The sequence below is a fragment of the Proteus vulgaris genome (assembly GCF_011045815.1).
Taxonomy (GTDB): Bacteria; Pseudomonadota; Gammaproteobacteria; order Enterobacterales; family Enterobacteriaceae; genus Proteus; species Proteus vulgaris_B.
Window position 1 is genome coordinate 2530585 of the sequence record NZ_CP047344.1, and the last position, 21568, is coordinate 2552152.

25 protein-coding genes are annotated in these 21568 nt (G+C 41.0%); 11 read left to right on the forward strand and 14 right to left on the reverse strand.

All coding sequences use genetic code 11. From position 1 onward, the window contains the following. Position 1 precedes the first annotated feature (1 nt). The 8 genes from fliM (at position 2) to GTH24_RS12065 (ending at position 4589) form a co-directional block, all read left to right on the forward strand. Complete coding sequence (gene fliM, locus GTH24_RS12030) at positions 2-1030, forward strand: flagellar motor switch protein FliM (protein WP_072068513.1); 1029 nt, start codon at positions 2-4, stop codon at positions 1028-1030. Next, entirely contained in the window at positions 1023-1433 is a 411-nt protein-coding gene (fliN, locus tag GTH24_RS12035; RefSeq protein ID WP_006533153.1) for a flagellar motor switch protein FliN, read from the forward strand. Before fliM ends, fliN begins: the two co-directional genes overlap by 8 nt. A 3-nt stretch (positions 1434-1436) precedes the next feature. Further along, complete coding sequence (gene fliO / locus GTH24_RS12040; protein WP_072068514.1) at positions 1437-1883, forward strand: flagellar biosynthetic protein FliO; 447 nt, start codon at positions 1437-1439, stop codon at positions 1881-1883. Continuing rightward, the gene (fliP, locus tag GTH24_RS12045) at positions 1883-2653 is read left to right on the forward strand and encodes a flagellar type III secretion system pore protein FliP (protein WP_072068515.1); all 771 of its coding nucleotides are present in this window, start codon (positions 1883-1885) and stop codon (positions 2651-2653) included. The genes fliO and fliP overlap by 1 nt, the downstream gene beginning before the upstream one ends. A 15-nt stretch (positions 2654-2668) precedes the next feature. Next, positions 2669-2938 (forward strand): flagellar biosynthesis protein FliQ, encoded by a 270-nt coding sequence (fliQ, locus tag GTH24_RS12050; RefSeq protein WP_072068516.1) that lies wholly within the window; start codon positions 2669-2671, stop codon positions 2936-2938. A gap of 5 nt (positions 2939-2943) precedes the next feature. Beyond that, a complete protein-coding gene (fliR, locus tag GTH24_RS12055; protein WP_164526460.1) occupies positions 2944-3726 on the forward strand; it encodes a flagellar biosynthetic protein FliR in 783 nt (260 codons plus the stop codon). 123 nt (positions 3727-3849) lie between these two features. Beyond that, positions 3850-4116 carry a DUF1778 domain-containing protein gene (locus GTH24_RS12060; RefSeq protein WP_072068518.1) on the forward strand — a complete coding sequence of 89 codons (267 nt, stop codon included), beginning with the start codon at positions 3850-3852 and terminating at the stop codon, positions 4114-4116. Next, positions 4104-4589 carry a GNAT family N-acetyltransferase gene (locus GTH24_RS12065; protein WP_072068519.1) on the forward strand — a complete coding sequence of 162 codons (486 nt, stop codon included), beginning with the start codon at positions 4104-4106 and terminating at the stop codon, positions 4587-4589. The genes GTH24_RS12060 and GTH24_RS12065 overlap by 13 nt, the downstream gene beginning before the upstream one ends. 94 nt (positions 4590-4683) lie before the next feature. On the opposite strand, the gene flgL is transcribed toward GTH24_RS12065, so the two are convergent. The 11 genes from flgL to flgB form a co-directional block, all read right to left on the reverse strand. After that, positions 4684-5628 (reverse strand): flagellar hook-associated protein FlgL, encoded by a 945-nt coding sequence (flgL, locus tag GTH24_RS12070; RefSeq protein ID WP_072068520.1) that lies wholly within the window; start codon positions 5626-5628, stop codon positions 4684-4686. A 31-nt stretch (positions 5629-5659) separates the two neighbouring features. Then, entirely contained in the window at positions 5660-7312 is a 1653-nt protein-coding gene (flgK, locus tag GTH24_RS12075) for a flagellar hook-associated protein FlgK (RefSeq protein WP_072068521.1), read from the reverse strand. A gap of 117 nt (positions 7313-7429) precedes the next feature. Beyond that, complete coding sequence (gene flgJ / locus GTH24_RS12080) at positions 7430-8416, reverse strand: flagellar assembly peptidoglycan hydrolase FlgJ (RefSeq protein ID WP_072068522.1); 987 nt, start codon at positions 8414-8416, stop codon at positions 7430-7432. Further along, complete coding sequence (locus GTH24_RS12085; RefSeq protein ID WP_072068523.1) at positions 8416-9522, reverse strand: flagellar basal body P-ring protein FlgI; 1107 nt, start codon at positions 9520-9522, stop codon at positions 8416-8418. The genes flgJ and GTH24_RS12085 overlap by 1 nt, the downstream gene beginning before the upstream one ends. A gap of 14 nt (positions 9523-9536) precedes the next feature. Next, entirely contained in the window at positions 9537-10280 is a 744-nt protein-coding gene (locus GTH24_RS12090; RefSeq protein ID WP_072068524.1) for a flagellar basal body L-ring protein FlgH, read from the reverse strand. A 63-nt stretch (positions 10281-10343) separates the two neighbouring features. Beyond that, positions 10344-11126, reverse strand: a complete 783-nt coding sequence (gene flgG, locus GTH24_RS12095) for a flagellar basal-body rod protein FlgG (RefSeq protein WP_072068525.1) — start codon at positions 11124-11126, stop codon at positions 10344-10346. A gap of 19 nt (positions 11127-11145) precedes the next feature. Further along, positions 11146-11901 (reverse strand): flagellar basal body rod protein FlgF, encoded by a 756-nt coding sequence (locus GTH24_RS12100; RefSeq protein WP_072068526.1) that lies wholly within the window; start codon positions 11899-11901, stop codon positions 11146-11148. A 21-nt stretch (positions 11902-11922) separates the two neighbouring features. Further along, on the reverse strand, positions 11923-13143 hold the full coding sequence (gene flgE / locus GTH24_RS12105) for a flagellar hook protein FlgE (protein ID WP_072068527.1): 1221 nt from the start codon (positions 13141-13143) through the stop codon (positions 11923-11925). Between the two features lie 27 nt (positions 13144-13170). Then, entirely contained in the window at positions 13171-14001 is an 831-nt protein-coding gene (locus GTH24_RS12110; RefSeq protein ID WP_072068528.1) for a flagellar hook assembly protein FlgD, read from the reverse strand. Positions 14002-14013: 12 nt separating this feature from the next. Beyond that, complete coding sequence (flgC, locus tag GTH24_RS12115) at positions 14014-14418, reverse strand: flagellar basal body rod protein FlgC (protein ID WP_023581815.1); 405 nt, start codon at positions 14416-14418, stop codon at positions 14014-14016. A gap of 10 nt (positions 14419-14428) precedes the next feature. Then, a complete protein-coding gene (gene flgB, locus GTH24_RS12120) occupies positions 14429-14839 on the reverse strand; it encodes a flagellar basal body rod protein FlgB (protein WP_164526461.1) in 411 nt (136 codons plus the stop codon). A gap of 209 nt (positions 14840-15048) precedes the next feature. On the opposite strand from flgB, the gene flgA reads away from it, so the two are divergent. The 3 genes from flgA to GTH24_RS12135 all read left to right on the forward strand — a co-directional run bounded on the left by flgA (position 15049) and on the right by GTH24_RS12135 (position 16893). Next, positions 15049-15705: a flagellar basal body P-ring formation chaperone FlgA gene (gene flgA, locus GTH24_RS12125; protein WP_072068530.1), complete on the forward strand. Its 657-nt coding sequence runs from the start codon at positions 15049-15051 to the stop codon at positions 15703-15705. A gap of 434 nt (positions 15706-16139) precedes the next feature. Continuing rightward, positions 16140-16439, forward strand: coding sequence for a flagellar biosynthesis anti-sigma factor FlgM (gene flgM / locus GTH24_RS12130; protein WP_036935733.1), 300 nt, complete (start codon positions 16140-16142; stop codon positions 16437-16439). Between the two features lie 16 nt (positions 16440-16455). Next, entirely contained in the window at positions 16456-16893 is a 438-nt protein-coding gene (locus GTH24_RS12135) for a flagella synthesis protein FlgN (protein WP_072068531.1), read from the forward strand. 360 nt (positions 16894-17253) lie between these two features. Here GTH24_RS12135 and flhA read toward each other — a convergent pair whose 3' ends face one another. The 3 genes from flhA to cheZ all read right to left on the reverse strand — a co-directional run bounded on the left by flhA (position 17254) and on the right by cheZ (position 21563). After that, positions 17254-19344 carry a flagellar biosynthesis protein FlhA gene (gene flhA, locus GTH24_RS12140; RefSeq protein ID WP_072068532.1) on the reverse strand — a complete coding sequence of 697 codons (2091 nt, stop codon included), beginning with the start codon at positions 19342-19344 and terminating at the stop codon, positions 17254-17256. Beyond that, positions 19337-20485: a flagellar biosynthesis protein FlhB gene (flhB, locus tag GTH24_RS12145; RefSeq protein WP_072068533.1), complete on the reverse strand. Its 1149-nt coding sequence runs from the start codon at positions 20483-20485 to the stop codon at positions 19337-19339. The genes flhA and flhB overlap by 8 nt, the downstream gene beginning before the upstream one ends. 421 nt (positions 20486-20906) lie before the next feature. Continuing rightward, positions 20907-21563 (reverse strand): protein phosphatase CheZ, encoded by a 657-nt coding sequence (gene cheZ, locus GTH24_RS12150; RefSeq protein ID WP_023581808.1) that lies wholly within the window; start codon positions 21561-21563, stop codon positions 20907-20909. Between the last annotated feature and the right edge of the window lie 5 nt (positions 21564-21568).

A 21568-nucleotide genomic window follows, 5' to 3' on the forward strand; every position in this document is an offset into this window, starting at 1 on the left:
TATGAGCGATAATATCCTTTCACAGGCAGAGATTGATGCTCTGCTGAATGATGACACATCAGGTGACGACGCCAAAAGCGCGAACAGGGAACCTGCGATAGCGAAGGATCCGAATGAACCGGATATTCAGCCTTATGACCCAAACACGCAACGTCGTGTGGTTCGGGAACGTTTACAGTCGTTAGAAATTATTAACGAACGCTTTGCGCGTCAATTCCGTATGGGGCTATTTAATATGCTCCGTCGGAGTCCTGATATTACTGTTGGTGGCGTTAAAATCCACCCTTATCACGACTTTGCTCGTAATTTACCTGTACCAACGAATCTTAACTTGGTGCATTTAAAACCATTACGAGGAACCGCGTTATTTACCTTTGAACCGAACCTGGTTTATATCGCGGTAGATAACCTGTTTGGTGGTGATGGCCGTTTTCCAATCCCTGTGGAAGGACGTGAATTTACCAACACAGAGCAACGGATCATCAACAAAATGTTGAAATTGGCACTTGATGCCTACCGTGATGCTTGGGATTCCATTTTCAAAATTCAAGTTGAATATGTTCGTTCTGAGATGCAGGTAAAATTTACCAACATCACCTCATCACCGAATGACATTGTTGTTACGACACCTTTTCAGGTAGAGATCGGTTCTATGGTCGGGGAATTTAGCATTTGTATTCCATTTGCCATGATTGAACCGTTACGTGAACGACTGATCAACCCACCAATTGAAAATGTTCGTCAAGAAGATGGGGTTTGGTTAGATAGTTTAGTCAACCAGGTTCAGCATTCAGAACTTGAACTGGTCGCAAACTTTACTGACATCCCACTGCGTTTATCAAAAGTGCTCACACTTAAAAAAGGGGATGTTATCCCTATTGATAAACCAGAAAGATTGATTGCACATGTTGATGGTGTGCCCGTATTAACAAGCCAATACGGTACAGTAAATGGGCAATATGCCCTTCGTGTTGAACACCTAATTAACCCTGTTTTAAACGCTCTGGATGAGGAACAAACCAATGAGTGATGCAAATCGCCCAACTGATAATTCACAATCGGCTGAGGATATGTGGGCTGATGCAATGGAACAGCAAACTGGGAAAAGCCAGGATAATAGTTCCGATTTATTTGAACATCTTTTACCTGAAGACGATACGCTTAATCATCTATCCGATATTAATTTGATCATGGATATTCCTGTCAAATTAACGGTAGAGTTAGGTCGCACCAAAATGACCATTAAAAAATTACTCAGCCTGTCTCAAGGTTCTGTCGTTTCACTGGATGGTTTAGCTGGTGAGCCTCTTGATATTCTTATCAATGGCTATTTAATTGCTCAAGGCGAAGTTGTTGTTGTTTCTGATAAATACGGTATTCGTATTACCGATATTATTACGCCATCAGAACGTATGCGTCGTCTGAGTCGTTAATTTATGGAACAGCTTCCTTCCTTTTCCAGCCAAGGTGCGGTAAATACTACCGCGCCCGCTACAACACAAACAGTTCAAACACCTACACAACCCTTGCCTGTAGGCCAAAGCCTTGCTCAAGTTAGCACAGCGCTTGCGGGCATTATTGTTCTTATTATTGTTGCTATGTGGCTATTTCGCCGTTTTGGCTTTGCCCGTGGCTCACTAAGAGGAGCAACAACCCAACTTAATGTTAAGGCAAGTTGTTCATTAGGTGCAAAAGAACGTGTAGTTGTTGTTGAAATTGAACAGGAATGGCTTGTATTAGGGGTAACATCGTCGCAGATAAATCTATTGCATAAGTTACCTATCCCTGAAAAAGCCTCGCAGGAAGCGACAACATCATCTACATCGCCATTGTTTACTCAATTATTACAAAAAACGCTAAAGCGAGATAAAGGCAACTCATAATGCATCAGTGTGTCACTTTTTTTAACGCATTAACGCGTTGGCGTCTCTTCGCTAGTGTACTGGTTTTAGTCTTGTTCCCAACCAGTGCGTTTGCTCAGTTTCCGAGTGTTATTACACAATCATTACCAGGAGGTGGTCAAAGTTGGTCACTGCCAGTACAAACCTTAATCTTCATTACAGCATTAGGCTTTATTCCTGCTGTTTTGCTGATGATGACCAGTTTTACACGGATTATCATCGTACTAGGATTATTACGTAATGCGTTAGGAACACCATCAGCACCACCAAACCAAGTTGTTCTTGGTTTAGCGTTGTTTATGACCTTTTTCATTATGGCACCTGTTTTTGATAGAATTTATCAAGATGCCTATATGCCTTTTAGTGAAGATAAAATCTCCTTTGAACAAGCGTTAGATAATGGTTCAAAACCCCTGCGTGAATTTATGATGCAACAAACGCGCGAAACAGATCTAGCTCTATTTGCACGCCTTGCAGATGCCCCAGCATTTGAAACACGAGAAAGCGTACCTATGCGTATTCTAGTTCCTGCCTATATCACCAGTGAACTAAAAACCGCGTTTCAAATTGGTTTTATGATTTTTATTCCTTTTCTTATCATCGACTTAGTCGTTGCCAGTGTATTAATGGCGCTCGGTATGATGATGGTGCCCCCTGCAACAGTGTCATTGCCTTTTAAACTTATGCTTTTTGTTTTAGTTGATGGTTGGCAATTAATACTGGGCTCGCTTGCACAAAGCTTTTTTAATTAGCGCTGAGGTAAATCCATGACACCAGAATCCGTCTTAGCACTGGGCACAGAAGCGATGAAAATCGCTTTATCACTCGCAGGCCCTCTTTTATTGTCAGCGCTTGTGACCGGTCTTGTGATCAGTATGCTTCAAGCAGCAACACAGATAAACGAAATGACATTATCGTTTATCCCTAAAATTCTTGCGGTATTAGCGGCTATTTTAGTAGCTGGCCCGTGGATGCTAAGTTTGCTTATCGATTATATGCATAACTTATTTACAGGCATTCCTGGAATGATTGGTTAATTGTAATGATAACCCTGACCAGTGAAATGCTTAACGGCTACATTAGTGATTTTTTCTGGCCATTTGTGCGTATTCTTGCAATGTTTAGTACTGCACCACTATTTAGTGAAAAGCAGATACCGAAGAAATTCCGTATTGCACTCGCCTTTTTGATAACCGCATTAGTCGCACCCGGTTTACCACAAAGCAACGTGCCTCTATTCTCGATTATTGCCTTTTGGGTATTATTACAACAAATTCTGATTGGCACGATTTTAGGGTTATCAATGCAATTAGCCTTTGCGTCTGTTCGTCATGCTGGTGAAGTAATTGGTTTACAGATGGGGCTTTCATTCGCCACTTTCGTCGATCCATCAGGTGGCCCCAACATGCCTATTTTGGCACGTATTTTCAACATGCTAACAATGTTGCTATTTTTGGTATTTGATGGCCATTTATGGTTAATATCAATATTAGTTGATACGTTCTATGTAGTTCCTATAGAAAATCAAACATTTAATTCTTTAGCCATTCTAACTTTAGTCCAAAGTGGCGGGACTATATTCATTAACGGTATGATGCTAGCCATGCCATTAATCACCCTACTTTTGGTACTTAACCTTTCATTAGGTATTCTAAACCGTATGACACCACAGCTTTCTGTCTTTGTGGTTGGTTTCCCTCTGACACTGACTATCGGTATGTTAGCATTATCAATGATTATGCCTGCATTGCCTGTGTTTACAGAGCGCGTCTTTAGCGATACGTTTAATCGTATCACTTTAATATTACATCAGTTGGTTTCTTGAGATTTAAATCGACTGATTTTTAATCGCAGTCCTCGAATTAAAATTTATCTGCTTTTTTGTAGCTAATATTGTTTGTTTATTCTACAACCAATGTATATCAATTGCTATACAAGGAGGCGTGATATGAAAGCTGATGTACAACTCAATATTCGCGCTAAAGGATCACAACGCGCACTTATTGATACTGCTGCTGAAATTCTCCATAAATCTCGTACTGACTTTATTCTTGAGACAGCATGCCAAGCTGCTGAAGACGTCATTTTAGACCGTAGAACCTTTAATTTAAATGATGCTCAATATGCGGAATTTATAGAAATTATTGATGCGCCGGTTGATATTGACCCTGCTCTTGAAAAGTTATTAATGAGAAAACCATTATGGGAAAAATAACAGCACCTGAGCCGTTATCAAATTCACATGAAGTGGCTGATTTTTATAGTAGTGAAAATGTATTAGATAACTGGATAAAACAAAGAGGTTTAAAAAACCAATTTTTAGGTGCATCCCGTACATTTATGGTCTGTGAAAAAAATAAAAAACGTGTTGTTGGGTACTATTCTTTAGCAACAGGCAGTGTTAACCATACTGAAGCAATTAGTCATATTCGTCACAATATGCCAGACCCAATACCCGTGATCATTTTAGCTAGACTTGCTGTTGATAAAACTTTTCATGGAAAAGGTCTTGGTGCCGATTTGTTAAGAGATGCTGTTTTGCGTTGTCATCATGTAGCTGAAAACATTGGTGTTAGAGCGATTATGGTTCATGCACTCACAGAAAATGCAAAACAGTTCTATCTTCACAATGGTTTTAAAGCTTCATCAACTCAAGAAAACACCTTATTTCTAGCATTAAAAAAATAAATTATCTGTTCTGTCCAATAAACAATAAAAAAAAACCCCTGATAAATAAATACCAGGGGAGATATCAAAATGTCGCGAGACAGTACTATAAAAATTATCGATACATCTTGAACATCGACATATCTTTCATGTCGTTAAAGACTTTATAAGAAGCCTGTAATACAGATTCTTCTTGGTAATAATCTGAAATTGCTTGTGTCCAATCTAAATCGCGTAGCTCACTTAACCGTTTTGCATTTCTTAACGACGTATCCGCACCTAAATCATCCAAGTTATCAAGCTCTTGAAGTTGTAAGCCTAACTTCGCTTCAACACTAGAAATATTATTTAAGGTTGCACGGTTAACACGGTTCGCTGTATCAATTTTTGCTAATGCGGCATCACGATCAGCTTGTGGTTTACCTATTAGCGGTTCTTGTAACGCAGTAATAGCGCCATCTAATGCTTCAAAAATATCTGGTGCGGTTCCTTTACTCCCTGAAGATTGTAATGTTTCAATCCCTGTGAAGTTAGTGACCATTTCAATATTGCTATCTACTTTTTGGGTAATTTGCTTATCACCACCTTGGTAGGTGACTTTACCTGTTGCATCAGCGACAAAAGGAGGTTTATCTGTTTGGAAACCAGCAAAAATATAACGGCCAACACCATCTTTTGTGTTGCCAATACCCACTAATTGATCTTTTAAACCTTGTAATTGGTCAGCTAAAGATGAACGGTCTTCATCACTTAATGTCCCATCATTACCTGCTGCAACCAGTGTTTCTTGAATTTTCGTTGTAATATTAACCATTTGACTGGCTAAGCTCATTTGCAAAGACATGCTGTTTTTTGCAAATCCACGCGCAGTTGCATACTGTTGGTTACGAGATTCAGATTGTTTCACCATAACCGCTTGGGATGCTGCCATTGGATCATCTGATGGTTTTTCAACACGACGACCGCTGGAGATTTTATTTCCTTCAGTCATCCATTTGCTTTGTGAACTGGTAATATTGTCCACTCGCTGGCTAAAAATTTGATTTGAACTTAAACGCACAGTGATATTCCTTATTCTGATGAAGGGTTACTTAGAAAACTTGCATAATCGCATCAAACATGCTGTTTGCAGTTTGAATAACTTTTGCATTTGCCATGTAGTATTCTTGAATGCGATACATCTCACCGTACTCTTCATCCAAGTTCACACCAGAAACAGACTGTTGTTGTTCGACAATACTTTTAGTAATAGAAACCTGGGCATCAAAGTCAACTTGAGCCGTATTCACTTTATTACCAACCATACTGATCAGTGAACCATAGCCACCTGCAATTGTTGTTTTGCCGTCAATGATTTTTTCATCGGGTAACTCAAACAGTTTTTTCATGTTTTCGTTATCACTTGGTGCAGTTTCACCATCTGCATTTAATGAACCCGCAGCAGCAATTTTACTTGGATCAGTGACTGCAACTTTCATACCTGCAATCACATTACCTACAGATTGAACAATAATAGAATCGTCTTTTTGTGCAGCACCATTGATTTTGATACTCATGCCTTCAAATTCTAATTCGCCTGTCGCACTTACTTTAGCATCAACTTTACGACCGCCAGGCTCTACCGTAACATTCCACTTACTACCATCATATTTAACAGTATAATCAGCTGCTTTCACTTCTTTGGTATCGGTATATTTCACATCAAAGGTTGCATCACCTTTATTCTTACCATTAGGCATTACATGGGCGCCACCAAGGTCGAAGAATTTCTCACCTTTTTTACCATCTAAATCAAAACCTTGTTCGTGTTGTTTATTAAATTGATCACCTAACACTAACGCTAATTGATTTAATTGGTTACGGCTTGGATCTAACACTTCTTCACGGCTACGGTAAGCACCGCCAAGTTCGCCACCGTTAATACGTTTTGCATCCACTTCACGAACGTCATCAATACCGTTGCTATAACCAATAACAAGGCGTTCGCTATTTTTACTTGATGGAATAGCAGAAACTTCATAAGAGCGAGTACCAGATACTAATGGCAAACCATTAGCAAACGTGACGTTAACAAAACCACCATCCTGTTGAGTGACTTGAACATCAACCAGTGTGTTTAGCTCTTGAATTAAACGATCACGTTGGTCTAATAAGTCGTTAGGATCAGCGCCATTGAAGCCTTTAGAACGACTAATTTCGTTATTTAGTTTTGCGATCTGTTTTGTATATTCATTGATATTTTTAGAGGTATTTGTCACCTGACTATTAATATCTTTTTCTAGATCACGCAATGATTGGTCTGCTTTAGCAAACATATTGACCATTGCTTCCGCTTTACCAATTACCGTTGTACGCGCAGGGTTGTCTTCTGCGTTATTGGTTACGTTTGGTAAGCTTGTAAAAAATTCGTCAATAGCACTCGAAACATCATTCCCTTTATCTGCTAACAAATCATTAATTTGTGAGATATTTTGGGTATAACTATTAAGTGCGCTTTGTTTTGACATTGCACGGTTCATTTGACCGGCAAGAAATTCGTTATACTCACGATGAATACGGCTAACATTAACACCATTACCGATATAACCATTACCGGTCATTGTGCCGCTGTTTTCATTAAAAACAGTCATTTGACGGTTGTACCATTTTACATTTTGGTTAGCGATGTTATTACTTACAGTGCTCATCGCAGCTTGTGCCGCATTAAGTCCGCTCATCGCTGTATTAATTAAACTGTTGGACATTTGTCTATCCTTTTACGTTTAGTCATCACCCGTATGCACGGAGCATAGCTGGCAAATTGGAATGAATGCTCTGGTCTTTATTATCGGTACTTCCCCTCCAAACTTGAGGGGAAAGCATTAAAATAGATCGCTTAAATCGTGAGTATAGGTTTTAGCAACTTGCTCACCGCTTCCTTTTAATTGACCAATAATTGAAACCAGTTTTTTCGCATAACCAGGATCGGTGGCATAACCCGCTTCTTGGATGCGATAAGCAGCTTGTTCTGGAGTTTGAGCTTGAGGCACTTTAGCGTAACGAGGGCTTTCAGTAATCAATCGGAGATAATCTTGAATAGCTTCAACATAAGAGCCATAAACGCGGAAATTATCACGCATTTTAATTGACTTACCGTCAATCACTTCGGTTGTCATAATATTTGTGACAGGCCCTTTCCAACTATTTCCTGCTTTAATACCAAACAGATTATAACTTGGCTTACCTTCACCCGTTAGAATTTCACGTTTACCCCAACCCGATTCCAGCGCCGCTTGAGCAACAACTAAAAGATGGTGTACACCTGTGCCTTCTGTCGCTTGTTTAGCAGGCCCTAACAATTTAGATGCAAAAGAAGCACTGCTTTCAGATAACCCTTTAAGCTTACCAATCGTACTTTCAATTGTATTTTGGTAAGGCTGCATTGCTCGGTACATTTGCCCCAAGGCTTGCGTTGGCATGGATTGAAAAATATCACTGCCATCTAATGGCATTGGCGTTTTTCCAGCCATCTCACTCGGTTCCATCGTCACTTTTGCAGAAAGCTGCTTTTCTATCATGTCAGCAAAGCCCAAGCCTTTTTGTGATAAGTCTTGAGAGATTTGTTGATCATAAAGTGAGGTGTACATTTTGGTACTTTCTGAATTAAACATGCTCTCTTGAGGTATTGCATCGCGCATGCTCTTTAACATCATTTGAACAAAAACACCTTCAAGTTGCTGCGCCACTTGGCGCAGTCCTTGTTGATCAGCATTTTGCCCGACCTGATATTTAAGTTTATTCAATGCATTACTGTCATATGCCGGCGCTGACATCGTTGGCATTGAAGAAAGCAGAGATAAATCTTTCATCAGATAATCTCCAATCTCGCACGTAAGCAACCCGCGCTTTCCATTGCCTGCAATATCGACATTAAATCAGTCGGTGTTGCACCTAATGCATTTAATGTACGGATCACTTCGTTTAGACTTGCGCTTGCATTCACTTGCTGTAATGAGCCACCTTGTTCACTCATATTCACACTCGTATTACGTGTTACAACAGTGCTACCACCCGCAAATGGAGTATTAGGCTGACTTACATTCACTTGGCTATCAACCGTGACAGAAAGGTTGCCTTGTGCAATCGCACAGCTTCCTAATGTCACATCGCGATTCATAACAACAGAACCCGTTCTTGCATTAATGATCACTTTTGCATCTGCAATAACTCGTTTAATTTCGAGATTTTGAACTTCAGCCAAGAAACGTACTTGTTCACTTTTACCAACAGGAACACGTAGTTGAACTGTACGAGCATCTAAAGGGATCGCGGTACCCACACCTCTTAATTTATTAACGGTATCAGAGATATGTTGTGCCAACGTGAAGTTTTCTTCATTCAGTTGCAAGTTCAACAGACCTGTTTGACCAAATTGTGATGGTAATTCGCGTTCAATAATTGCTCCGCTACTAATACGCCCACCCGCCAATTGGTTAACTTTAACGCTATTACCGCCTGCGGATGCACCAGCTCCCCCAACCACAATATTACCTTGAGCCAAAGCATAAATCTGATTATCAACACCTTTGAGTGGTGTCATCAGCAACGTACCACCACGTAAGCTTTTTGCATTACCTAATGATGAAACAACGACGTCGATTGATTGCCCTGTACGACCAAAAGGCGGTAATTTTGCTGTTACCATCACCGCAGCAACGTTTTTCAATTGCATATTGGTGCCGGGTGGTACTGTGATCCCCAATTGTGAGAGCATGTTATTCAGACTTTGTGTGGTAAACGGGGTTTGCATTGTTTGGTCGCCCGTCCCATCTAATCCCACCACTAAACCATAACCAATCAGCGCATTTTCTCTTACCCCTTCAACAGAGGTGAGATCTCTGATCCGTTCAGCATGGGCGGAAAAACCGACACATGTCATCACGATAAAGAAAAGGCTCATCGCTATTTTTTTCATCTGGACCCTACTCATTAAAAAGGTGATACATTTAAGAAGAAGCGTTGTAGCCATCCCATAGACTGTGCTTCATTGATATAACCGTCTCCGATATATTCAATACGAGCATCAGCAACTTGGGTTGAATTTACGGTATTGGCACCACTGATAGTTCTTGGATTCACAACACCTGAAAAACGAATAAATTCAGTACCTTGATTGATAGCAATTTGCTTTTCACCAATAACGTGCAGGTTTCCATTGGCGAGAAGTTGATCGACAGTCACAGTAATGGTGCCTTTAAAGGTATTGTTCGCATTTGCGCCACCTTTACCGCCAAAATCACTGTTTCCTTCCATACCCATATCAGCACGGCTATTACCAAACAATCCTTCCAAGAACCTTGGCGTAATCGAAGCAAGGAACCCAGCTTTGCCATTACGACTTGCATTCGCAGATGAGTTTTTGCTTGCACTGACATTTTCTTGCAACGTGATAGTCAACGTGTCACCGATATTTCGAGGGCGTCTATCTTCAAATAGAGGCTGATAGCCAAAATAAACAGGCTGAGCTGACTGAAAAATAGAGCCATTAGGCGCAGGTGCCGTTGGTGCCGTTGGAACCGCAGTTGTGTTACCTTCTACTAACGATTTTTTGGGTATATATGCGCATCCCGACAGTGTCAGTACCAACAGGGCGGTACCTAAACGTTGATGACGACGCCATCTGACACTAAGCTTTCTTGCCCCAGAATTGTCAGTAATGACCTTTGTATCCATCTTCGATACTCTTTTAGTAATACGCCTGACAGGAAATCCTGTCAGGCTAATGAACAAACAAAATTAGAGTTGCGTTAGTTTCTGTAACATCTGGTCTGATGTTGAAATCGCTTTACTGTTAATTTCATAAGCACGTTGAGTTTGGATCATATTGACCAACTCTTCAGCCACGTTAACGTTAGAGGTTTCAACATATCCCTGATACAACAAGCCTGCGCCATTGATACCCGGGGCATTTTCAGTTGGTGCGCCAGAACTTGCGGTTTCTAAGTACAAGTTTTCACCCACACTTTCTAATCCGCTGTCATTAATAAAGGTAGTTAGTGTCAATTGGCCTACTTGTTGTGGCGCAGGATCACCTTCCATCTCAACGCTAACTGTACCATCACGACCAATCATCACTTTCTTTGCGGTATCAGGCAAAATAATGGCGGGTACAACTTGGAAACCACTGGTTGTCACTAATTGGCCATTTTGGTCCATTTGGAATGCACCATCACGGGTATAAGCGTCTGTGCCATCAGGTAACTGAACATGGAAAAAACCCTGTCCTTTGATAGCCACATCACGAGTTCCGTTTGTTGGCGCTAAGTTACCTTGGCTATGTAAACGTTCGGTCGCAACCGGACGAACACCCGTACCAATTTGTAAACCTGAAGGTGCATTAGTCTGTTCAGAAGTCATCGCACCTGGTTGACGAATTGTTTGATACAGTAAATCTTCGAAAACCGCACGTTGACGTTTAAAGCCATTGGTGCTGACGTTTGCGAGGTTGTTGGAAATCACATCCATGTTTGTCTGTTGTGCATCCAACCCAGTTTTAGCAATCCATAAAGAACGGATCATGGTTTTCCCCTTACACTATTTAACTCAGTGATAGCAGTTGGTTAGCCTTTTGCGCATTTTCATCAGCGCTATGAATAACCTTCATTTGCATTTCGAAACGTCTTGCGTTTGCTATCATATCGACCATGGCTTCTGCTGGATTAACATTACTGCCTTCTAACACACCAGCTAACACCTTCACGCTATCATCCGCAGGTAATTCCTCACCAGCACGCGCTGTTCCTTTCGGTGATAAATGGAACAATCCATCATCACCACGAACTAAGTCGTTTTGCTCTGGTTTTACCATTTTTAAACGACCAATCTGACCCAACATTTTTGGCGGATCAGTGGGAACATGCGCAGTCACAATACCGTTATTAGCAATACTGACATTTGCCTGAGGAGGTACTTCAATCGCACCGTTATCCCCCATTAACAAACGTCCTTGCACCATCAACATGCCATCTGCATTACGTTGGATGTTTCCGTTTCGGGTATAGGCTTCGGTGCCGTCATCAAGCTGAACAGCCAAATAACCGTTATCACTTAATGCAACATCCATTGATCTGCCGGTATAGTTCATCGTTCCTTGACTCTGATCGCTACCAGGCGTTGAAGCTACCGTTAATGTACGAGTTGGTAAGGTATCGCCATTGACAGGTACGGCTCGCATTGCACTAAGCTGCGCTTTGAATCCAGGCGTTGATGCGTTTGCTAAGTTGTTCGCCACGACAGCTTGATTTTCCATCGAGTGTCTGGCGCCGCCCATCGCGGTATAAATCACATGATCCATAACAGATTATTTCCGGCGTTATTAGCGCAAGCTAACCAGAGTCTGCAGGATTTGATCCTGAGTCTTGATGGTTTGTGCATTTGATTGATAGTTACGTTGAGCAACGATCATGTTGACTAACTCTTGGCTCATATCAACGTTAGACGCTTCTAATGCGTTATTGGTTAATTTGCCGAATACACCAGAGCCTGCAACACCGACGATCGGTGAACCTGAACCGTTAGTTTCAGACCACATATTGTCGCCTTGTGAACTTAAGCCACCTGCATTTGCAAAGTTAGCTAATGCGATTTGACCGACAACTTGGCTTTGTTGGTTTGAGTAGGTCGCCATGATTGAGCCATCTTGCTCAATACGGAAGTTGGTGAATTCACCCGCTTGATAACCGTTTTGCGCTAATTTAGATACGCTTGATTCAGCAACTTTCTGTTGGGTACTACCTGTAAAGTTCATTGCCATACTCATGGTTTCTGAACCTTTATAAGATACGGTAGTGAAATTATTAATGCTGGTTGCCGCTTCGTCTAATACACCGTTATTTTTATAAACTAACTTGCCTAGATTTTGAGCCGGCTCACCTGTTGTGGAGTCTTGAGCATGAACTTCCCATTCATTATCTTTTGTTTTTACAAAGAATAAGTTCAGGTTATGTTCATTACCTAAGCTATCGTAAGTCGTTACGTTAGTACTGAAGTTATAAGAATCATTATCTTTAGGATCAAACGCATGAGTTGTTTGATCAATTACTTCTTCAGCTGAGTTCAAGTTAACCGTCATATCTACTTTATCGGTTGCACTTGCATTCATCATATCAGTAGGAATAACAATAGGTGTTGGCGTTGCCCCTTTTTGAACCACGTTTTTACCATCAACGCTTTGTACTGGATAACCTGTTACACGCATACCTTGCATATTGGTCAGGAAACCATTTTTATCTTTACCGAATTCACCATTACGTGAATAAAAAACGCCACCGTTTTGATCTTCAATACGGAAAAAACCACCGCCAGAAATCGCCACGTCTGTAGGACGGTTAGTCGTTGTGATACTACCATCTTTAAAGTTTTGGCTAATACCTGCAACTTTAACACCTAGACCTGCACCAGATCCTGCAAAAACGTCTGCAAAAGAAACACTTGCACCTTTAAAACCGTAGGTTGCTGAGTTAGAAATATTGTTACCGATAGTATCTAAGTTTGCGGCTGCTGCGTTTAAACCACTTACTGCTTGTGAAAAGGACATGCGCCCTCCAAGTTGAATATGTGTTAGTTAAAGAACCTGACGAATTTCATCCAATGAAACGGTATTACCTAAGCCAACATCAAGGCGGGCACCACCATCCACCATGGACACACTATTCACCAGCGCATAATTCAGTGTCTTAACAGGGACCTGAGCATCATTAAGCGTGGCGTTAACGGTAAATTTATAGCTTCCTGTTGGAACAGGATTATCATCTTCATCTGTACAATCCCAAGAGAAGTTATAAACATCCGGTAGCATCTTTTTGTCCATATTGATCGTACGAACAGTCACACCACTCGCATTGGTGATGTTTATCGTAAGAGAATCGGTTGGACTGAGTAATTCAAAACCAAAAGGTGTTGAAAAAAGGTGTTCACTATCAGGGGTATTTGGGTCCGTATCATCTGCTTTATACGTTCCCATTTGCTGACGTGTTTTTTCATTTTGAGTATCAGGTGTTGGAATTGTGTCATCCCCGTCACCGGGTTTTTCAGTCTCATCTTTACCATCGGTTGGCTGAAAGACAACAATTTTATTCCCTGCGACCATGACACCACGACCAACTAAGGAAGATGCTCGCAATGCCTGACTTTGATCAATTTGCCCAACAATGTTATTCACTGTTTTATTCAGTGTTTCTATACCTTCAACGGTCGAAATTTGAGCTAACTGAGATGTTAACTCATTATTTTGCATTGGGTTTGTTGGGTCTTGATTTTTCATCTGGGTGATGAGAAGTGTCAGGAAATTCCCTTTAATATCATCACTACCACTTTTTTTCGTATGGTATGAAGAAGGTGCATCCCCGATAATGGTATTATCATAAGGTTCATTCATTGAGGAGGAAATACCCACAATTTATTCTCCCTATTGACCTATCATCAGTGTTTTTTGCATCAGTGATTTTGCCGTATTCATGACTTCAACGTTAGCTTGATAGCTACGAGAAGCAGAGATGGTATTAATCATTTCACCCACGACATCAACATTCGGCATACGTACATATCCTTTTTCATCGGCAAAAGGATGCCCTGGCTGATATTCCATACGAAATGGGGCTGGATCATCCACTACCTCGGTGACACGCACGCCACCAATTTCTTGGCCGGCTGGTGCATTTACCTGAAAAACAACCTGCTTTGCACGATAAGGGTCGCCATCTGGACCCGCAACACTGTCGGCGTTTGCCATATTGCTGGCACTCACGTTTAAACGTTGTGATTGCGCTGAAAGTGCTGAACTTGAAATATCAAAAATACTAAATAAAGACATGCTCTTTACCTTACTGTTGCAATACAGACATCATGCTTTTAACTTGTGAATTAATAAATGTCACATCAGCCTGATACTTAAGGCTATTGTCAGCAAAATTACTACGTTCCATGTCCATATCCACAGTATTACCATCCATCGCAGTTTGATGAGGCACACGATAGAGTAAGTCTGCCTCTAAGCGGTAACCGGGTTTGATTGGGATATGGCGCTCTGATGTCATCGCTAATTGCATGCCATGACTACCAGTACGTCCGTTTTCAATGGTTTTTTTCAATTCAGAAGCAAAATCAATATCACGAGCCTGAAAGCCTGGGGTATCTGCGTTCGCGATATTCGCAGCGAGGATTTCTTGGCGTTTATTGCGTATTGAGAGCGCTTCTTGTTGAAAATGAAACGTATTTTCTAATTTATTGAGCATCTTCTATCCTTGGTGGCTAAGCCACTTACCTCAGCTGATAAAACAATTTCAGTTGACAGAATAAACGCTCAAAAAAAAGATGATTGGAGGAATAGGCGTAAATTGGATTGCTATTTATGCGTTTAAGGCGTGTAGAGACGATGTACACTGTGCTGGCTAAATAAGTACAAATGCACAATTAGCATCAACTCTGTAAGGTGATACAAACTATGTTAGTTAAAACTCTTATCGGTCTGTTTTCTTTTTTCTTTATGGTGAATGTAAGTATCGCTAAATCACTCCCTGAAGAACTACAAGATTTCTTTGTCGCGCTTCATCAACAAGGCGATAAAGTAACAGTTACAGTTTTAACACCTGAAGAGAAATGGCCCGTGTGTCAAACACAAGAGATCCAACGCCACGCAGGTTCTCGCAATTGGGGACGTCTTTCAATTCCCATTCAATGTGATAAACAACGTCGTTTTATTCAAGTTGATGTTAGCGTTAAAGGTAAATACTTAATCGCAAAAAAAGATATTAATCGTGATGACATCATTGAAACATCTGCTGTCAGCATGACAACAGGCGAGTTAGAAAAACAGCCTTATGATGTATTGCGCGATCCCGCATTAATTAAAAATGCGATTGCGATGAGACAAATATCCGCAGGTAAACCCTTAACATCAACCATGGTTCGTCGCCCTTGGGCAATTTTAGCAGGGCAAACAGTAACGGTATTTGCACAAGGTCCTCACTTTCAGATCCGTTATGAGGGCAAAGCGGTAAACAACGCCGTGGCCAATGAAACGATCCGAGTAAGAGTAAAATCAGGACAAATCGTCACTGGTGAAGCACTTGAAAATGGCTCTGTTCGCATCCCACTTTAATAAATTAAAAAGCTGATAAGCAGAATAAGCCTATATTGAATTGCTTGTTACCCGTTTCAGTTATGGCAAGCCAAGGTAAACTCTCTTGTGTTACATTTTTTACTCTAAATAATTCAAGCTATCACTAAGCGCAAATTTAAAGCATCGCCAGTAGCTGCTCTAAATAATTTAAGCTATCGCTAGCCAGTAGCTGCTCTAAATAATTTAAGTTGTAGCTAGGCGGCAAATGAATGAGTCGCTAGGAGCATACATAAGTATGTGACTAGTGCGAGTGAATGTAGCCAACAACGCTACAGCTTAAAGTATGACGAGTAACATTAAAGTTTTTGATTCTACAGCCGATATAAAGAACCAAGATGATAGGCGAAAACACATAGGTTGTTTTACAATGGCTTCATCTGACTATTAATTGATGCCTAACAAAGGATTTTCCTATGAGTATTGAACGCGCAAATCCACTGCTTCCGATTAACGCAATTGCACAACGTAACCCAGGTGAAGTTACACAGGGCTCACGTAAATCGGGAACAACTGAACAAAAAACTGCAACAGGTGACACTTCGGTTAAATTAAGTGAAGCACAGAAAAAACTTGTTCAGCCTGGAAATAAAGACATAAACGTTGAGAAAGTTGCTCGTTTAAAAGAAGCAATTGCCAACGGAACCTTAACCATGGACAGCGGTAAAATCGCGGATGCTCTTTTCCGTGAAGCTGCTGAAAGCATAACTCAATAATATTTTAATGATTATGATGGAAGAACTCCGCCAGACTTTAGATCTTCAATTATCACAGCTCAATACTATTGCCAGTATTCTACGTGCTGAACAACAGTTATTGTGTGCAGGTAACATTGATATCAATGCACTTCACGAAGTTACTGAACAGAAGAATTTTGTCTTGTCGGCTTTAGGTCATACAGACCAACAGCGTCATACGCTAAGCTTACAAGCTGGTGTAGAAAAACCTTACACCGGATTACCATTCTTATCTGATTTATGGATACAGATAATGGATATTACGGCGGAGCTAAAACATCTTAATCAACATAACGGATTACTATTAGAGCAACATATTTCTCGTAATAGTGATGCTATCCGTTTTTTGCAGAAGAACCACAGCCCAACCCTTTATGGTTCTGATGGTCAAGCACAGCGCTCTACATTAGCTGGGCGAAAAATTCAGGTTTAGGTTTTCTCGATAATTATTAGAATTCACATGATACGCCATCAATCTTGATGGCGTTTTTCTTTATTGATAAAACGTTATTAACTTTAAGCCACTATACATCACTATTATCTATCTTCTTCTCGTAACACTTTATTTCTCTTATCTACGTTTCCACTGTTACTTGAGTCTTTATTCCTTTATTATTCAAATCATTACTGCACTTTTCATAACATCATCAAACCACCTATTTATTGATGTACCTGCTTCACCTTTTATCATAAATAAAAGCGCGAACACATCCCTCTTCATGTCTATCAATATAAAAAAGGCCACTTAATAAAGTGGCCTTAGCGGTAGATAACGGTATATCAACGAAAATAATTAATGTGGTTGCCCACCAATCATTGATGTCATACGGATGCGGCGACCTTCACTAATTTCCATATTCGATAACACCGCCAATTGTGGCAAACTACGCCGTAAGAAGCGTGAAAGTAATGAACGCAATGTGTGATTCACTAATAATACTGGAGCACCACCAGACATCTCTTGATGGCGTACAGCATCTGCCGCTTGTTGTTCAATATTTTCAGCAAGACCCGGCTCTAATCCACCACCACTTTGCATTGCTTGAACCAAAATACGTTCTAAGCTTGCATCTAAACCAATCACCTGGATTTCATCTTGATCACCAAACCAGTGTTGTGTAATCGCACGGCGAAGTGCAACACGAACCACTGCCGTTAATTCGGCCGGATCTTTTTGTTCTGGTGCATGCTCTGCTAAGGCTTCTAATATGGTTCTCATATCACGAATAGGCACTTGCTCAGAAAGCAGATTTTGCAATACCTTATGCAACACTGTGAGTGAAAGCATATCTGGGATCATATTTTCTGTCATTTTAGGGAGCTCTTTACTGACCCTATCAAATAACATTTGTGCTTCTTGGCGACCAAATAGTTCTGATGCGTATTTCGTTAATGCATGGTTAAAGTGCGTTGCAATAACGGTACTTGCCGCAACAACAGTATAGCCTTGAACCTGTGCTTGCTCTCTTAAACTGTCATCAATCCAAACTGCGGGTAAACCAAAAGCTGGCTCTTGAGTGATATCACCGTCTAAAGAGCCGACTGCATTACCCGGATTAATTGCTAACCAACGACCCGGATGCGCTTCTCCATGACCAATTTCAACCCCTTTCATCAAAATACGGTAAGAAGAAGGTCTTAATTCCATATTGTCACGAATATGAACAACAGGAGGGAGGTAGCCTGTCTCTTGAGCAAACTTTTTACGAATACCGCTAATTCGTCCTAATAACTCACCATTTTGGCGGTTATCTACCATTGGAATTAAGCGATATCCCACTTCCATCGCTAATGGATCTTCCAGTTGCACATCTTCCCATGACGCTTCAACAACACGGTTTTGCTTCTCAACTTCTTCCATCTCTTTTTGTTGTTGCACTTCAGGGTTAGCGTTACGACGTAAGATATACCAACCCAATCCGCCTAATGCTGCAGTGAAGAAGAGGAAAACAAAGTTAGGCATTCCAGGGACTAAACCTAACAAGCCTAACACCCCAGCTGTTAACATCAGTACACGAGGATTATCAAATAGTTGGGTCACCATTTGTTGCCCAACATCTTCATCTGTTGCAACACGAGTAACAATAACACCCGCTGCTGTTGAGATAATCAATGCTGGGATTTGAGCAACCAGACCATCACCGATGGTTAAAAGAGTATAAGTCGTTGCTGCATCGTTTAACGCCATTCCGTGTTGAGCGACACCGACGATAAGGCCCCCCACCACGTTAATCACAAGGATCATTAAGCCTGCGATGGCGTCACCACGAACGAATTTACTCGCACCATCCATTGAGCCGTAAAAGTCAGATTCTAATGAAACTTCTTTACGACGTTTTTTAGCTTCATCTTCGTTAATAATGCCCGCATTCAGATCAGCATCGATTGCCATCTGTTTACCCGGCATTCCATCTAATACAAAACGAGCACCCACTTCAGCAATACGTCCCGCACCCTTGGTGATAACCATAAAGTTAATCAAAATAAGGATGATAAAGACCACAATACCGATAGCAAAGTTACCGCCAACAAGGAAATGGCCAAAGGCCTCAACAACGCGCCCAGCAGCTTCTGGCCCTGTATGTCCTTCCATTAAGATGATACGCGTTGAAGCAACGTTTAATGATAAACGTAACAACGTGGTAAACAGCAAAATAGTCGGGAAAGCAGCAAAGTCTAAAGTACGCTTTGTAAACATTGCCACTAACAGCACCATGATCGAAAGTGCGATATTAAAGGTAAATAATAAATCCAATAGAAAAGGTGGCAATGGCAATACCATCATTGACAGTATCAACAAGATAAGCACTGGCCCTGCCAGTATCTGCCACTGAGAACTTTTCCAATTTCCCGGCAAGCGGAGTAATGAGGCCAAATTAGCCATGACGATTATCTTCTCCAGCAAAGTCCAGTGCGGGAGGCACTGGCAAGTTCATAGGTTGTTTAGGTTTTAAACCACCTTCGGTTTTCCATCGTTTCAGTTGATAAACCCATGCAAGTACCTCTGCAACCGCGGCATAAAGGGTTGAAGGTATTGCATGGCCTATTTCACTGTGACGATATAACGCCCTAGCAAGCGGTGGCGCTTCTAGAAGCGGAATTCGATTTTCTGCACCAATCTCTTTAATTTTTAACGCAATAGCCCCTGCACCTTTCGCTAACACTTTAGGTGCGGTCATTTTGTCGTTATATTGCAATGCGACAGCATAGTGTGTTGGGTTCGTAACAATAACGTCAGCCTTCGGTACATCAGCCATCATTCGACGGCGAGACATAGCATGTTGTTGCTGACGAATACGCGCTTTAAGTTGAGGATCACCCTCTTGCTGTTTAAATTCGTCTTTAATTTCTTGGCGCGTCATACGTAGCTTTTTCAGATGGCTACGGATTTGGAAAATAATGTCGAATGCCACCATCGGGATCAGCATAAAAACCGTAATGTAGACAGCAAAAATCAGCAATTGCATCGCATTGGCTAATGCACTAAGCGGAGGAAGTGTGATCAGATGAAGAATATCGTTCCAGTTGTGCCATAAAAAAACGGTTGCCGCGATCCCCACAAAGGTTGATTTTAGTATCGCTTTAAATAACTCTGCTAACGCATTCATTGAAAATATACGTTTTAACCCAGAAATAGGGTTCCATTTTTTCGGATCAAACTTAATAGATTTACTACTAAAGTTAATCCCACCTAATAAAGCAGAGCCACCAATTGCCACAAGCACTAAACCAAAAAACACAGGTGATAACGCAAAAACAGCTTGTTTAATCAAGCTACCAAATCGAGGGATCAACAAATTCTCATTACCAATAAGGTGATGATTAAATGTAAATCCTTCCGTTAACATGGCATGTAGCCCACGAGTGATAAATCCACCACTCATCCACAGCAAACTCACACCCCCCAAGATCATTAAAACGGATGAAAGCTCTTTAGAACGGACAATTTGTCCATCCTTTTTAGCTTTTTCCCGTTTATGGGGTGTGGGGTCTTCTGTTTTTTCGAGATCGCTATCTTCAGCCACAGTCTGTCCGATTTAGATAATGAGATTAAAAGCATGAATGAAATGACTCTAAGCATGACAAATTCAGAGGAAATTGATGGGCTGAACAATCGCAAATTTACGGGGCTTTTTGGGCTATGGCGGTAGGAGATTAGAAACCAATCTAATGATAAAAATAACAATAAAGGCAGTATTGTCGCTAATTATAAGGAAATCAGCGAAATTCACAGAAAATAATGTACTTTCTTATATTGATCCTGATTTAAGCAACATCGAAAGCCGCTTAAAAAAAGCGGCTTACATTTTCTTCAATAGCGTGAGCTATCAAAGCGTTATTACGTGATTTTTTATCCATAAAGTACACCATCCTAAAAGAGCAGAGCATAGAGCGAATGCGTCCTGCATATCTCAACGTCCTTATCGCCCTAAAACTCATCACAGGTTAAAAACCTAGACTTTCTAGCAAATCATCAACTTGATCTTGGTTTTTGATCACACCAGCATTGTTTTTATTAACCTGTGGACCATTTAATAAAGAATCAGTCTCTTTTTTCACATTAGACTTTTCAAGTTGCTCTGGTGGCAGGTTTTCCATTAATACCATCACGAGTTGCTTTTCAATTTCTTGAACGACACTCATCATGCGCTTAATCACCTGACCTGTCAGATCTTGGAAATCCTGTGCCATCATAATTTCCAGTAACTGACTGTTAGTAAAAGCCGTACTCTCAGGGATATCCCGCAAATAATTGCGGGTATCTGTTACAAGAGAGCGTACATCTTTCAGCTCTTCTGGCTGTTCAAACCATTGGTCCCAACGTTCAGTAAGCTTAGTCGCATCGGCACTTAACGCATCCTGTTTAGGCTGCGCAGCTTCGACACAGTTCAATGTACGCTCAGCTGCCTGAGCGGTCATTTGAGCAACATAATCCAATCGTTCCCTAGCGTCAGGGATGGCTTCTGCTGCTTCGGCTATTGCTTTATCCAATCCTAATTCTCGCAAACTGTCGCGCAACATCCGCGTCAATTGTCCGATCCGGCTGATAATATCAGATGTCATTTCAATATTATCTTTCGGCATAATTGGATTCCCACTCATTGCGA

Excerpts from the sequence above, each read along its gene's own strand:
- flgE (WP_072068527.1), bottom strand. The coding sequence starts at position 13,143 with ATGTCCTTTTCACAAGCAGTAAGTGGTTTAAACGCAGCAGCCGCAAAC.
- GTH24_RS12100 (WP_072068526.1), bottom strand. The coding sequence starts at position 11,901 with ATGGATCATGTGATTTATACCGCGATGGGCGGCGCCAGACACTCGATG.
- flgC (WP_023581815.1), bottom strand. The coding sequence starts at position 14,418 with ATGTCTTTATTTAGTATTTTTGATATTTCAAGTTCAGCACTTTCAGCG.
- GTH24_RS12085 (WP_072068523.1), bottom strand. The coding sequence starts at position 9,522 with ATGAAAAAAATAGCGATGAGCCTTTTCTTTATCGTGATGACATGTGTC.
- fliP (WP_072068515.1), top strand. The coding sequence starts at position 1,883 with ATGCATCAGTGTGTCACTTTTTTTAACGCATTAACGCGTTGGCGTCTC.
- GTH24_RS12135 (WP_072068531.1), top strand. The coding sequence starts at position 16,456 with ATGGAAGAACTCCGCCAGACTTTAGATCTTCAATTATCACAGCTCAAT.
- flhA (WP_072068532.1), bottom strand. The coding sequence starts at position 19,344 with ATGGCTAATTTGGCCTCATTACTCCGCTTGCCGGGAAATTGGAAAAGT.
- GTH24_RS12065 (WP_072068519.1), top strand. The coding sequence starts at position 4,104 with ATGGGAAAAATAACAGCACCTGAGCCGTTATCAAATTCACATGAAGTG.
- fliN (WP_006533153.1), top strand. The coding sequence starts at position 1,023 with ATGAGTGATGCAAATCGCCCAACTGATAATTCACAATCGGCTGAGGAT.
- flgK (WP_072068521.1), bottom strand. The coding sequence starts at position 7,312 with ATGTCCAACAGTTTAATTAATACAGCGATGAGCGGACTTAATGCGGCA.
- fliO (WP_072068514.1), top strand. The coding sequence starts at position 1,437 with ATGGAACAGCTTCCTTCCTTTTCCAGCCAAGGTGCGGTAAATACTACC.
- cheZ (WP_023581808.1), bottom strand. The coding sequence starts at position 21,563 with ATGAGTGGGAATCCAATTATGCCGAAAGATAATATTGAAATGACATCT.
- fliM (WP_072068513.1), top strand. The coding sequence starts at position 2 with ATGAGCGATAATATCCTTTCACAGGCAGAGATTGATGCTCTGCTGAAT.
- flgA (WP_072068530.1), top strand. The coding sequence starts at position 15,049 with ATGTTAGTTAAAACTCTTATCGGTCTGTTTTCTTTTTTCTTTATGGTG.
- flgG (WP_072068525.1), bottom strand. The coding sequence starts at position 11,126 with ATGATCCGTTCTTTATGGATTGCTAAAACTGGGTTGGATGCACAACAG.
- fliQ (WP_072068516.1), top strand. The coding sequence starts at position 2,669 with ATGACACCAGAATCCGTCTTAGCACTGGGCACAGAAGCGATGAAAATC.
- flgJ (WP_072068522.1), bottom strand. The coding sequence starts at position 8,416 with ATGAAAGATTTATCTCTGCTTTCTTCAATGCCAACGATGTCAGCGCCG.
- flgM (WP_036935733.1), top strand. The coding sequence starts at position 16,140 with ATGAGTATTGAACGCGCAAATCCACTGCTTCCGATTAACGCAATTGCA.
- GTH24_RS12060 (WP_072068518.1), top strand. The coding sequence starts at position 3,850 with ATGAAAGCTGATGTACAACTCAATATTCGCGCTAAAGGATCACAACGC.
- fliR (WP_164526460.1), top strand. The coding sequence starts at position 2,944 with ATGATAACCCTGACCAGTGAAATGCTTAACGGCTACATTAGTGATTTT.
- flgB (WP_164526461.1), bottom strand. The coding sequence starts at position 14,839 with ATGCTCAATAAATTAGAAAATACGTTTCATTTTCAACAAGAAGCGCTC.
- GTH24_RS12090 (WP_072068524.1), bottom strand. The coding sequence starts at position 10,280 with ATGGATACAAAGGTCATTACTGACAATTCTGGGGCAAGAAAGCTTAGT.